10 protein-coding genes are annotated in these 12774 nt (G+C 71.3%); 4 read left to right on the top strand and 6 right to left on the bottom strand.

Annotation, left to right across the window (positions count from 1 at the left end; translation table 11 throughout):
- Positions 1 to 146 precede the first annotated feature (146 nt).
- Positions 147 to 1976 carry an AMP-binding protein gene (locus G8E01_RS05445; protein ID WP_166316928.1) on the top strand — a complete coding sequence of 610 codons (1830 nt, stop codon included), beginning with the start codon at positions 147 to 149 and terminating at the stop codon, positions 1974 to 1976.
- Positions 1977 to 2033: 57 nt separating this feature from the next.
- Here G8E01_RS05445 and G8E01_RS05440 read toward each other — a convergent pair whose 3' ends face one another.
- The 3 genes from G8E01_RS05440 to G8E01_RS05430 form a co-directional block, all read right to left on the bottom strand.
- Entirely contained in the window at positions 2034 to 2525 is a 492-nt protein-coding gene (locus tag G8E01_RS05440) for a peptide deformylase (protein ID WP_166316925.1), read from the bottom strand.
- Positions 2522 to 4165, bottom strand: a complete 1644-nt coding sequence (locus G8E01_RS13030) for a nucleotide-binding protein (RefSeq protein WP_166316923.1) — start codon at positions 4163 to 4165, stop codon at positions 2522 to 2524. Before G8E01_RS13030 ends, G8E01_RS05440 begins: the two co-directional genes overlap by 4 nt.
- A 61-nt stretch (positions 4166 to 4226) precedes the next feature.
- Entirely contained in the window at positions 4227 to 7634 is a 3408-nt protein-coding gene (locus G8E01_RS05430) for a pyruvate carboxylase (RefSeq protein WP_166316920.1), read from the bottom strand.
- A gap of 84 nt (positions 7635 to 7718) precedes the next feature.
- On the opposite strand from G8E01_RS05430, the gene G8E01_RS05425 reads away from it, so the two are divergent.
- Positions 7719 to 8534 (top strand): AAA family ATPase, encoded by an 816-nt coding sequence (locus tag G8E01_RS05425; protein WP_166316917.1) that lies wholly within the window; start codon positions 7719 to 7721, stop codon positions 8532 to 8534.
- A gap of 62 nt (positions 8535 to 8596) precedes the next feature.
- Here G8E01_RS05425 and G8E01_RS05420 read toward each other — a convergent pair whose 3' ends face one another.
- The 3 genes from G8E01_RS05420 to G8E01_RS05410 form a co-directional block, all read right to left on the bottom strand.
- Entirely contained in the window at positions 8597 to 9139 is a 543-nt protein-coding gene (locus tag G8E01_RS05420) for a MerR family transcriptional regulator (protein WP_155049050.1), read from the bottom strand.
- A gap of 118 nt (positions 9140 to 9257) precedes the next feature.
- Positions 9258 to 9950 carry a transcriptional regulator FtsR gene (gene ftsR / locus G8E01_RS05415; RefSeq protein WP_166316914.1) on the bottom strand — a complete coding sequence of 231 codons (693 nt, stop codon included), beginning with the start codon at positions 9948 to 9950 and terminating at the stop codon, positions 9258 to 9260.
- A complete protein-coding gene (locus tag G8E01_RS05410; RefSeq protein ID WP_155049080.1) occupies positions 9950 to 10423 on the bottom strand; it encodes an FHA domain-containing protein in 474 nt (157 codons plus the stop codon). Before G8E01_RS05410 ends, ftsR begins: the two co-directional genes overlap by 1 nt.
- Before the next feature lie 139 nt (positions 10424 to 10562).
- On the opposite strand from G8E01_RS05410, the gene G8E01_RS05405 reads away from it, so the two are divergent.
- Both G8E01_RS05405 and lpdA read left to right on the top strand, forming a co-directional pair.
- Complete coding sequence (locus G8E01_RS05405; protein WP_166316911.1) at positions 10563 to 11291, top strand: copper resistance protein CopC; 729 nt, start codon at positions 10563 to 10565, stop codon at positions 11289 to 11291.
- A gap of 42 nt (positions 11292 to 11333) precedes the next feature.
- Positions 11334 to 12731 (top strand): dihydrolipoyl dehydrogenase, encoded by a 1398-nt coding sequence (gene lpdA / locus G8E01_RS05400; protein WP_166316908.1) that lies wholly within the window; start codon positions 11334 to 11336, stop codon positions 12729 to 12731.
- Positions 12732 to 12774: the final 43 nt, after the last annotated feature.

Raw genomic sequence — 12774 nt, 5'->3', positions numbered from 1 at the left:
TAGCCCGCGCGGACCCGCGACACGGCGCTTGTCGTGCGGACACAATTCCTCAGCACACTCGCGCGGACCGGCCATAGACTCGAGGCAAGCCCAGGCGTGCGCACCACCCGAGACGCACCCACCCGACCGGTATCAAAGGAGCTGCCGTGATCGAGTTCTCCGCCGATCTGATCGTGCCGACCGACCCCAGCCGAAACGTGTCCGACCTGCTCGCGGACCGCGCTCGCGAGACTCCGCACAAGGCGCTGTTCGGCATCCCCGAGGAAGACCGATGGCGCGACGTGTCCGCGCGCGAGTTCGAGAACGAGGTCATCCGCCTCGCGAAGGGCTTCGTCGCGGCGGGGGTGCGCCCGGGCGACAAGGTCGGATTCCTCGCGCGCACCACCTACGAGTGGACCCTCGTGGACTTCGCGCTGCACTATGCCGGCGCCATTATGGTGCCCGTCTACGAGACCAGCTCGCCCGAGCAGATCCAGTGGATCCTGTCCGACTCCGGCGCCGTCGCCCTCCTCGTCGAGACCGCCGAACACGACCAGCGTGTGGCCGAGGTGCGCGATCGCCTTCCGCTCCTCGACCTGTACTGGCGGATGGACGAAGGGGCGCTCGCCCACCTCGTCGCCCAGGGCACCGACGTCGAGGACGACGAGATCGAGCGACGCCGCCACCTCGCACGCGGCGACGACGTCGCCACGATCATCTACACGTCGGGGTCGACCGGGCGCCCGAAGGGATGCGTCCTGACCCACAGCAACTTCGTCGACACCGCACAGAACGCGGCGCGTTCCCTCGCCGAGGTCATCGACCAGCCGGGCGCCTCGACCGTCCTGTTCATCACGACGGCGCACGTGTTCGCGCGCTTCATGTCGGTCCTCTACATCCACGGCGGCGTGCGCACGGGCCACGAACCGAACACGAAGAACCTCGTCAAGACGCTCGGATCCTTCCGCCCGACCCTCCTCCTCGCGGTCCCCCGCGTGTTCGAGAAGGTGTACAACTCCGCCGAGCAGAAGACGGAGGCCGAGGGCAAGGGCGCGATCTTCCGACGGGCGGCCAAGGTGGCGATCGAGTACGCCCGGCGCGAGCAGGAGGGCGAGCGAATCGGTCCGCTGCTCGCGGCGCAGTTCCGCCTCTTCGACAAGCTCGTTTACGGCAAGCTGCGCGACCTTATGGGCGGGCGCGTCACCTACGCCGTCTCCGGATCCGCCCCGCTCGGGCCGCGGCTCGGCTACTTCTTCCGCGGGCTCGGGATCAAGATCCTCGAGGGCTACGGCCTCACGGAGACGACGGCGCCGGCGAGCGTGAACCTGCCCGATCGCATCAAGGTCGGCACCGTCGGGCCGCCGCTTCCGGGCGTGGGCGTCCGCATCGCCGACGACGGCGAGATCCAGGTGCGGGGCGTCAACGTCTTCCGCGAATACTGGCGCAACCCGGAGGCGACCGAGGAGGCCTTCGACGGATCCTGGTTCCGCACCGGCGACCTCGGCTCGCTCGACGACGACGGCTACCTCGCGATCACGGGGCGGAAGAAGGAGATCATCGTCACGGCCGGCGGCAAGAACGTCGCGCCGACGGTGCTGGAGGACCCGATCCGCGCGAACCCCATCGTGGGGCAGGTCGTGGTCGTCGGCGACCAGAAGCCGTTCATCTCCGCGCTCGTCACGCTCGACCCCGAGATGCTGCCCGCGTGGCTCGCGACCCACGGGGAGTCGTCGGACCTCACGCTGGAGCAGGCCGCCCGATCGGCGGCGGTTCATGCGGAGGTGCAGCGGGCGATCGACGAGGCGAACACGCGGGTCTCGCGCGCGGAGTCGATCCGCGCCTTCCGGGTCCTGCCGACCGAATGGACCGAGGCCACGGGGCACCTCACGCCCAAGCTCTCGATCAAGCGCGCGGTCATCGTGTCCGACTTCGCCGAGGAGATCGCCGACATCTACTCGGGCCCCAAGGACGTCACCGCGACGGTCGCTATCGGCTGAGAGCGGAAAGAAAGGGGCGGGCGCCGTCGCGCCCGCCCCTTGTCGCATTCTGTGCGGTTAGAACCAGTCGCTCTCGCGCACCTCGCGCATCGCGATCCGCCGCGTGTCCTTCGGCAGGCGCTGGAGGTAGACCATGCCGTCGAGGTGGTCGGTCTCGTGCTGGAGCATCTGCGCGAACAGGCCCTCGCCCTCGAGGATGACGGGGCGCCCGTCCACGTCGATCCCCTCGACCCGGGCGTACGGGTGGCGCAGGGCATCGTGCCAGAGGCCGGGGACCGAGAGGCACCCCTCCCCCGTCGGCGCCGCCTCGCCGCGCACCTCGACGACGCGCGGGTTCAGGATCGCGCCGACGCGGCCGTCGACGTTGTAGCTGAAGGCGCGCAGCCCCACGCCGATCTGCGGCGCGGCCACGCCCGCGCGTCCCGGCACGCGCACCGTCTCGATAAGGTCATCGACGAGCGCACGCACGCCCTCGTCGATCTCCCCGATCTCGGCGCAGGCCGTGCGCAGCACGGGGTCGCCGTAGAGGCGGATCTCCCGCACCGTCATGCGGCGCGCACCCCCTCGACCACGAGGGCGGCGAGCTCGCGCGCCGCCTCGCGCGTCGCCCGGTCGAGCTCGTGGAACGCGATCGCGCTCCCCGTCGCCAGGCGCGCATCGTACGGCAGGTGCACGACGTGGCGCACGCGACTGCGGAAGTGCGCATCGAGTTCCTCGATGCGAACCAGGGGCGCGCCCGGGCTGTCCTGATTGAGCACGACGATCGCCGCGTGCGCCTTGTCGGCGTGGCCGTTCGCCTCGAGCCACGTGAGCGTCTCGGAAGCCAGGCGGGCCTCGTCAACGCTGAGGCCCGAGACGATGACGAGCTGGTCGGCCATCTCGAGCGTCGCGTCCATCACGGAATGGACGATGCCCGTGCCCGTGTCGGTGAGAACGATCGAGTAGTAGTGCTCGGCGATCTCGGCGACGCTGCGGTAGTCGGCGTCGCTGAAGGCGTCGGCGACGTGCGGATCCGCGTCCGAGGCGAGGACGTCGAGGCGCGTGGCGTCGCGCGTGACGTGCGCGGAAATGTCGCCGAACCCGCGGATCCCGTCGTGCCCGCGCACGAGGTCGCGCACCGTCTTGCCCGCCGAGTTCGGGGCGATGCGCTCCGCGAGCGTGCCGCGGTCGGGGTTCGCGTCGACCGCGACGACGCGATCCTCGCGCGCGTCGGCGAGCGCCATGCCGACGAGGGCCGTCACGGTCGTCTTGCCGACGCCGCCCTTCCGGCTCAGCACGGGGACGAAGCGCGCGGATCCGCCGAGCGGCGCCGCGATGCGCGCCGTGAGCTCCTTGCGTGCGCGGGTGCGCTTGCTGTCGCCGAGGTTGATGACCCCGCGCGTCGCGGAGTAGACGATGCGGCGCCACGGGTCCTGCGGCTCGGGGCGGCGGATCGCGCCGGTCTCCAGGAGTCGGTCGGCCGTGAGGACGTCGCTCGACTCGCGCGCGGCCGAGGCCCCGACGTCGCCGGCGCGGCGCGCGGGCGGGGTGATGAACGACGCGCGCGGGGGTCGGGCGGCCTCGACGACGGCCGCGGCGGCCTCGTCCGAGACGGCCGCGGCGACGGGCGCGGGCTCGCGGACGGCCACGGCGGACGCGGCGACAGCATCGGACGGGGCATCCCCGGCGGGATCGCCCGCGACGTCGGCGGCCGCCTCCGCGGAAGCCTCCGAGCCGGACGGGTCCGGCGCCGCGTTGGCGCCCTCGGGCCCGTCGCCGTCTACGCTCTCCGCCGCGGGATCGGTGCCCTCGGGCTCTTCACCGTCGGTCCCGGCCGCGTCACGCTCGGGTTCGTCGCGCTCGGAATCGTCTTCCCCGACCTCGTCGGAGGCGGCGTCATCTTCGGCGACCTCGTCGGACGCGGACTCGTGATCCGCCGACTCGTCCTCGGCGGGCTCGTCGTCGTCGCCGTCCTCGTCCTCGTCGAGCTCCGCGATCGCCACGTCGTCGGTCGCGGGGTGCGCGTCGTGCGGGAGCTCGTCGGCGAGCACGTCGTCGTCGAGATCGTCCTCGTCGCGATACCCGGCGGGGAGGGACACGCGCACGTGCGACGTCCCGCCGAGATCGAGGGACGTCGTCTCGACGCTGGCGCCGTCGAGCACGCCGTTGTCGTCGTGTCCGTCGGGAGACGGATTGCTCTGTGCTGCCACGAAAAACTCCTGAATCACCGGGGCGCGGGGCCCGCGGCGGGTGTCTCCCGCCCCGGAGATGCTACTCGGCGGGCGCGATGACGACCAAAAGGTCGCCGGCGTCGACGGACGAGGTCGGCGCGATCGCGACGCGCTCGACGACCCCGGAGATGGTCGCGCCGACGGCGGCCTCCATCTTCATCGCCTCGATCGACGCGATCGCGGCACCCTGTTCGACGACGTCGCCGGGGGCCACCTTCAGGGTCACGACGCCGGAGAACGGCGCGCTCACGTGGCCCGGGCGGGCGGGATCCGCCTTCTCCGCCTCGTGCACCTCGACGTCGATCGAGCGATCGCGCACCTCCACGGGGCGGAGCTGCCCGTTCAGCGTCGTCATGACGGACCTCATGCCCTTGTCGTCGGCGTCGCCGATCGACTCGAGGCCGACGTAGAGCTCGACGCCCTTCTCCAGCTCGACGATGTGCTCGGCGCCCGGCTCGAGGCCGTACAGGTAGTCGCGCGTGTCGAGCACGGACAGGTCTCCGTACGCGCGCGCCGTGTCCTCCCACACCGCGGTCGGCTGCGGGAACAACAACCGGTTGAGAGCCACGCGGCGCTCGTGGCCGGCGGCGGCGAGCACGCGCGCATCCTCCGCGCCGAGCGGCGTCACCCCGACGCGCACGTCGCGACCGGCCAGGACCTTCGATCGGAACGGCTCCGGCCACCCGCCCGGAAGCTCGCCGAGCTCGCCCGCCATGAACCGGACAACCGAGTCGGGCACGTCGAAGCGTTCCGGGTGCTCCTCGAACTCGGCGGGGTCGGCGCGGACCGCGGCGAGGTGGAGCGCGAGGTCCCCGACCACCTTCGACGAGGGGGTCACCTTGGGGATCCGCCCGAGCATGCGATCGGCCGCCGCGTACATGTCCTCGATGCGCTCGAAGTCGCCCGCAAGTCCGAGGGCGATCGCCTGCTGGCGCAAGTTGGAGAGCTGGCCCCCCGGGATCTCGTGCGTGTACACGCGCCCGGTCGGGCCCGCGAGCCCGGACTCGAACGGCCGATACACCTGCCGGACGGCCTCCCAGTACGGCTCGAGGTCGGCGACCGCCGAAAGGTCCAGGCCCGTGTCCCGCACGGTGTGCGCGAGGGCCGCGACGACCGACGAGAGCGCGGGCTGGCTCGTCGTGCCGGCCATGGGCGCGGCCGCGGCATCGACCGCGTCGGCGCCCGCCGCGCTCGCGGCGAGCAGGGTGCCGAGCTGCCCGCCCGCCGTGTCGTGCGTGTGCACATGCACGGGGAGGTCGAACTCGCGCCGGAGCGCCGTCACCAGCCGCGCCGCCGCCGCGGGGCGCAGGAGGCCCGCCATGTCCTTGATCGCCAGCACGTGCGCGCCCGCGCCGACGATCCGCTCGGCGAGCCGGAGGTAGTAATCGAGCGTGTAGAGCGGCTCGGACGGATCCGCGAGGTCACCCGTGTAGCACAGGGCCACCTCGGCGAGCGTGGATCCGGTCGCGCGCACGGCGTCGATCGCCGGTCGCATCTGCTCCACGTCGTTCAGCGCGTCGAAGATGCGGAAGATGTCCACGCCGGTCGCGGCGGCCTCCTCGACGAACGCGTCCGTGACCTCCGTCGGATAGGGCGTGTACCCGACGGTGTTGCGCCCGCGCAGCAGCATCTGGATCGCGACGTTGGGGAGCGCGTCCCGCAGGTTCGCGAGGCGATCCCACGGATCCTCGCCGAGGAACCGGAGCGCGACGTCGTAGGTGGCGCCGCCCCACGCCTCGACCGAGAGCAGCTGCGACTCGAGGCGCGCCACGTGCGGCGCGACGGCGAGCAGGTCGCGTGTGCGCACCCGGGTCGCGAGCAGGGACTGGTGCGCGTCGCGGAACGTCGTCTCCGTCACGGCGAGGGGCTTCTGCGCCCGCAGCGCGGCCGCGAACCGCTCGGGCCCGAGCTCCGCGAGGCGTTGGCGACTCCCCGCGGGCGCGGGGGCCTCGAGGTCGATCGGCGGCAGCTTCGCCCGCGGGTCGCCGAGCGTGGGCCGCGGGCCGTGGGGCTGGTTGACGGTCTGCTCAACCATCCACCGCAGGAGCTTCGTGCCGCGGTCCTTCGACACGCGTCCGCGCAGCAGCTCGGGCCGCTCGTCGATGAACGACGTCGAGAGGTCGCCGGCGACGAAGGCGGGATCGTCGAGCACCGCGCGGAGGAACGGAATGTTCGTCGCGACGCCGCGGATCCGGAACTCCGCGAGGGCGCGCCGCGCGCGGGCGACGGCGGAGGGGAAGTCTCGCCCGCGCACCGTGAGCTTGGCGAGCATGGAGTCAAAGTGCGGGGACACCTGCGAGCCGGCGGCGGTCGTCCCGCCGTCGATGCGGATCCCGGCCCCGCCCGGCGAGCGGTACGTCGTGATCCTCCCCGTGTCGGGCCGGAACCCGGCCGCCGGGTCCTCGGTCGTGATGCGCGTCTGCATCGCCTGACCGTGCAGCCGGATCGCGTCCTGTTCCAGCCCGAGGTCGCGCAGGCTCTCGCCCGCCGCGATCCGCATCTGCGCCTGGACGAGGTCGACGTCGGTGACCTCCTCCGTGACGGTGTGCTCGACCTGGATCCGCGGGTTCATCTCGATGAAGACCACCTCGCCGGCGCGCGGGCCCGCCGTCTCGAGCAGGAACTCCACGGTGCCGGCGTTCACGTAGCCGATCGATTCGGCGAAGGCAACGGCGTGGCGATGGAGCGCGGCCGCGATCTCGGGCGCGAGGTTCGGCGCGGGCGCCAGCTCGATGACCTTTTGGTGGCGCCGCTGCACGGAGCAGTCGCGCTCGAAGAGGTGGACCGTGGATCCGTGCGCGTCCGCCAAGACCTGCACCTCGATATGCCGAGGGCGCAGGACGGCCTGCTCGAGAAACATGCGCGCGTCTCCGAAGGCGCTGCCCGCCTCACGCATGGCTTCCTCGAGCGCGCCCGCGAGCTGCGCGGGCTCCTCGACGCGCCGCATGCCGCGCCCGCCGCCGCCCGCGACCGCCTTGGCGAACAGGGGGAAGCCGATCTCGTCCGCCTGCGCGACAAGCCAGGCGACGTCGTCGCTCGCCTCGGTGGACCGGAGGACGGGCACGCCCGCCGCGATCGCGTTTTCCTTCGCCGTGACCTTGTTCCCGGCCATCTCCAGCACGCGCGCGGGCGGCCCGATGAAGGCGATGCCGTGCTCGGCCGCGCGCGCGGCGAGGTCGGGATTCTCGGAGAGGAACCCGTACCCGGGGTAGATCGCGTCGGCCCCGGCCTCGACCGCGACGCGCACGATCTCGTCGACGTCCAGGTAGGCGCGGACCGGGTGGCCCTCCTCCCCAATCTGATACGCCTCGTCGGCCTTGAGCCGATGCAGGGAATTTCTGTCCTCGACCGGAAAGACGGCCACCGTCCGGGCCCCGAGCTCGTATGCGGCGCGGAAGGCGCGAATCGCGATCTCCCCGCGGTTGGCGACCAGAACCTTCGAGAACATGAGCCTCCCTCGGCTGCGGGATTTCCCGCCGATTAATCGGCGGGCCCGGATGGCTCACAGCCTAGGGGACGGTAGCGTAGGCGTGTGCACGTACTCAGCGTCAGTTCACTGAAGGGCGGCGTCGGCAAGACGACGGTGACCCTGGGCCTCGCGTCGGCCGCGTTCGCGCGCGGCATTCGGACGCTCATCGTCGACCTCGACCCGCAGTCGGATGTCTCCACGGGCCTCGACGTCAACACGGCCGGGCGACTGAACGTCGCCGACGTGCTCGAGAACCCCAAGGAGAAGACGGTCCGTCAGGCGATCGCCTCGAGCGGGTGGACCAAGGTCCACCCCGGCACGATCGACATCATGCTCGGCAGCCCGTCGGCCATCAACTACGACGGGCCCCACCCCTCGGTGCGCGATGTCTGGAAGATGGAGGAGGCGCTCGCGATGCTCGAGGACGAGTACGACCTCGTCCTCATCGACTGCGCCCCCTCCCTCAACGCGCTGACCCGCACGGCGTGGGCGGCGAGCGACCGCGTCGCGGTCGTCACGGAGCCGGGCCTGTTCTCGGTCGCCGCAGCCGACCGCGCGCTCCGCGCGATCGAGGAGATCCGCCGCGGCCTCTCCTCGCGTCTCCAGCCGCTCGGCATCATCGTCAACCGGGTGCGCCCGCAGTCGGTCGAGCACCAGTTCCGCATCAAGGAGCTGCGCGACATGTTCGGCGACCTCGTGCTCGAGCCGCAGCTCCCCGAGCGCACCTCGCTCCAGCAGGCCCAGGGCGCCGCGAAGCCCCTGCACGTGTGGCCGGGCGAGAGCGCGCAGGAGCTCGCGGCCGACTTCGACCGCCTCCTCGATCGCATCGTGGAGGCCGGACACGTGCCCGTGCCGGAGAACGGCCCGCAGGCGGGATAACCGACCGCGTACGCGAAGCGGGGCGCCCCGCGGGGCGCCCCGCTTCGCGTACGCGACGCGTCTTAGGCGGTCTTCTTCGCGCGACGGGCGGCGAGCTCATCGACGGGGTCGGGGGCGGTGGGGTCGAACTCCACCAGCGTGGACTCGACCTCGCGCAGGACCTTGCCGACGGCGATGCCGAACACGCCCTGCCCGCGGCTGACCAGATCGATCACCTCGTCGTTCGAGGTGCACAGGTACACCGACGCCCCGTCGCTCATGAGCGTCGTTCCCGCGAGATCGCGGATCCCCGCCGCGCGGAGCTGCTCGACCGCGACGCGGATCTGCTGCAGGGAGATTCCCGTGTCGAGCAGCCGCTTGACGAGCTTGAGCACGAGGATGTCGCGGAAACCGTAGAGGCGCTGCGAGCCGGATCCCTGCGCTCCGCGAATCGTCGGAAGGACGAGTTCGGTCCGGGCCCAATAGTCGAGCTGGCGGTAGGTGATTCCCGCCGCCTTGGCGGCGACCGCTCCGCGGTACCCCATCTCGGGGTCGAGCTTCGGCAGGCCGTCGGTGAAGAGAAGATCGACGGCGAAGCCGCCCTGATCGGGGTATCCCGCGCTCATCGTCTTCCTCTCTTCGGGGTCTCCCCCACAGTACGGCGCACCGGGTGCACCATCAACGACATCCGCGCCCGAACCGGCGGCGTGTCTCGCAAGCGTTATGAATCGTGACCCCGCGCCGTCACTCGGGCAGGATCCGCCCGAGCGCCTGTCGCACCAGGATCCCGCGCACCTCGTCGAGGCGCTGGGCGAGCTGCGGCGCGAGCTCCTGGGCGCGGGCGCGCGACGGCGTGTCCGCCCGCCGCAGCAGCGGCGCGAGCGCCACCTCGATGAGGGCTGCCTCGCGCTCGGCGCTCTGGCGCATCGCGCGCACGTGGCGCGGGTCGATGCCGTGATGATCGAGCGCCACGAGCGATCGCATGATTCCCAGCGCATCGGCGTCGTAGCTCGCCGCGGGCTCAATGAGCCCCAGGCTGAACGCATCGTTGAGTAGCTGCGCGGGGGCGCCGGCGGCCTGCAGGAGCTCGTCCCGCGTATAGCGCGTTCCCGGGACCGGCCCAATGCTCTCGGGCAGATCGGGGGTGCGACCGGCGTCGAGGTCATCGAGCGCCGCACGAATCACGGTCAGCGGCATGTAGTGATCCCGCTGCAGCGTCAGCGCGAGACGCAACCGCTCCAGGTCGGACGGCGAGAACTTGCGATAGCCCGCGGTCGTGCGCTGCGGCGAGACGATGCCCTGCACCTCGAGGAAGCGCAGCTTGCTCGAAGTGAGCTTCGGAAAATCGCGCTGGAGCTTGGAGAGCACCTGCCCGATCGACAGGAGCGGGCCGTCCACCCTCGCGGCCGCCGCCCTGCCCGCGGCCGCGGCCGCCATCAGTGCGCCGTCGCCTGCAGGTCGCGCGGCGAGCTGAAGAAGTTCGTGCGGAACTTCCCGATGCGCACCTCGTCGCCATTCGCGAGCGCCGCCCGATCGACGCGCTCGCCGTTGACGTACGTGCCGTTGAGGGAGCGCTGGTCGACGAGTTCGAAGCCCGCCCGCGAACGCGTGATCTCGGCGTGCCGGCGCGAGACCGTGACGTCGTCGAAGAAGATCCCCGCGTTGGGGTGACGACCGACCGTGGTCGACTCGGAATCGAGCAAATACCGCGCGCCCGCTCCGGGGCCCGAACGGACGAGGAGCAAAGCGGCGCCGGAGGGGAGCGCCGCGACCGCGTCGAGCTCCGCCTGCGTCAACTCGCCCTGGAAGGGGACAAACGACAGGTCGGCGTCGTGGCCGAACGTCTGCGTGTGATCGCCCGTGCCGTCGTTCCCGCCGACACGGGGGATGTGCCGCGTCATCGTGTGCATCGACTCATTCTGCTGGGACACGCGCTCTCCTTCCGTTCCGGCCAGCTTAACCGATCCGTGACCTTTCCCGCGCGTCGATTCGCCCACAAACTGACGCGCCTCACGGAGGGTCCGCGGACCGGGGGCGTACGGTATCGGCGTGACTGATCGCACGCACTCGACCCCCCGTTCCCGCACCGCCGTTCTCCTCGCGATCGGGCTGTCCGCTCTTCTGGCGCCGCTCGCCGCGGCCACGGCCGCCTCGGCGCACTCCACGCTGGAGGAGACCAGCCCCGCGTCCGAGTCCGTCGTGTCCGAGCTCCCGGACGAGGTCTCCCTCACGTTCAGCGATGACCTCACCCCGCCCGCATCGCCCGGCGACGGCACCACCGACATCGCCGTCTTCGACGCCACGTGCGAGGACGCGGGGCTGCTGATCGCGGATCCGGGCCGCGCCGACACCCGGGACTGCCGCGACTACGCCGACGGCGCCCCCGTCGTGTCGGGGCGCACCGCGACGCAGGCGCTCGACCCCGAGGGCGCGCCCGCGGGCGAGTACACGGTCGTCTGGCGCGTGCTCTACGGCGACGGTCACGCCGACAGCCAGCTCTTCACGTTCGAGGCCACCTCGGCGTGGGCCCCCGCCGCGACGCCGTCGGCCTCGGAAACGGCCGCGCCGTCCGAGACCACGTCGCCCGCCGAGTCCGCCCAGCCGTCGGAGACGCCGTCCGCGACGACCTCCCTCTCGGAGAGCCCGACCCCCGAGGCCGCCGCGCCGGAGGAGGACGCGAGCGCCGGCATCGTGATCGCCATCGTCGCCGGCGTCGTGGTCCTGGCGCTGATCGCCCTCGTCGTCTGGCTGATCGTCCGCTCGCGCCGCGCCTCGTAAGTCGCGCGATCGGTCTGCCCACAACCGATTAGGCTGAGAGCCATGCCTCACTACGACGTCGTCATCCTCGGCGCGGGCCCCGGCGGTTACGTCGCGGCCGTTCGCAGCGCCCAGCTCGGACTGAACACCGCGATCATCGAAGAGAAGTACTGGGGCGGTGTCTGCCTCAACGTGGGGTGCATCCCCTCGAAGTCCCTCCTCAAGAACGCGGAGGTGGCTCACACCTTCACCCACAAGGCCGACTTCTTCGGCATGTCCGGCGAGGTCTCCTTCGACTTCGGCGCGGCGTTCGACCGCAGCCGCAAGGTCGCGGAGACGCACGTCAAGGGCATCCACTTCCTGATGAAGAAGAACAAGGTGACGGAGTACTCCGGTCGCGGCACCTTCGTGGACGCCAAGACCATCGACGTCGCCGGATCCGACGGCGGCACCGAGCGCATCACGGCCGACAACGTGATCATCTCCACGGGATCCGTCGTCCGCTCGCTCCCGGGCATCGCGCTCAGCGAGAACGTCGTGAGCTACGAGGAGCAGATCCTCTCCCGCGATCTGCCCCGCTCGATCGTCATCGTCGGCGCCGGCGCGATCGGCATGGAGTTCGCGTACGTCCTGTCGAACTACGGCGTGAAGGTCACGATCGTCGAGTTCGCCGATCGCGTGCTCCCGAACGAGGACCCGGACGTCTCGAAGGAGATCGCCCGCCAGTACAAGAAGCTCGGCATCGACATCCTGACGTCGACGGGCGTGACGTCGGCCGACGACAACGGCCAGAGCGTGCACGTGACGTACAAGAAGCAGGACGGCACGGCGGGTGAGCTCGACGCAGACAAGGTCCTCATGTCCGTCGGCTTCGCGCCGCGCATCGAGGGCTACGGGCTCGACAAGTCGGGCGTGGCGCTCACGGACCGCGGCGCGATCGCGATCGACGACAACATGCGCACGAACGTCGACGGCGTCTACGCGATCGGCGACGTCACCGCGAAGCTGCAGCTCGCCCACGTCGCCGAGGCGCAGGGCGTCGTGGCGGCCGAGACGATCGCGGGGGCCGAGACGCAGACGCTGGGCGACTACCGCATGATGCCGCGCGCGACGTTCTGCTCGCCGCAGGTCGCGAGCTTCGGCCTCACCGAGGCGCAGGCCCGCGCGGAGGGACACGAGATCACGGTCTCGAAGTTCCCCTTCAGCGCCAACGGCAAGGCCAACGGCCTCGGCGAGCCGGTCGGCTTCGTCAAGCTCATCGCCGACGCGGAGCACCTCGAGCTCCTCGGCGCACACATGGTCGGCCCGGACGTCTCGGAGCTGCTTCCCGAGCTCACGCTGGCGCAGAAGTGGGACCTGACGGCTCTCGAGGCCGCCCGTAACGTCCACACGCACCCGACGCTGTCGGAGGCGCTGCAGGAGGGCTTCCACGGCCTCGCGGGTCACATGATCAACATGTGACGACCCCCTCAGAGACGACGGCCGGCCCGGATCCTCGCGATCC

This window comes from Microbacterium excoecariae, assembly GCF_011326725.1.
In the GTDB taxonomy this organism is placed as follows: domain Bacteria; phylum Actinomycetota; class Actinomycetes; order Actinomycetales; family Microbacteriaceae; genus Microbacterium; species Microbacterium excoecariae.
This window is presented reverse-complemented; position numbering and strand designations above follow the sequence as displayed.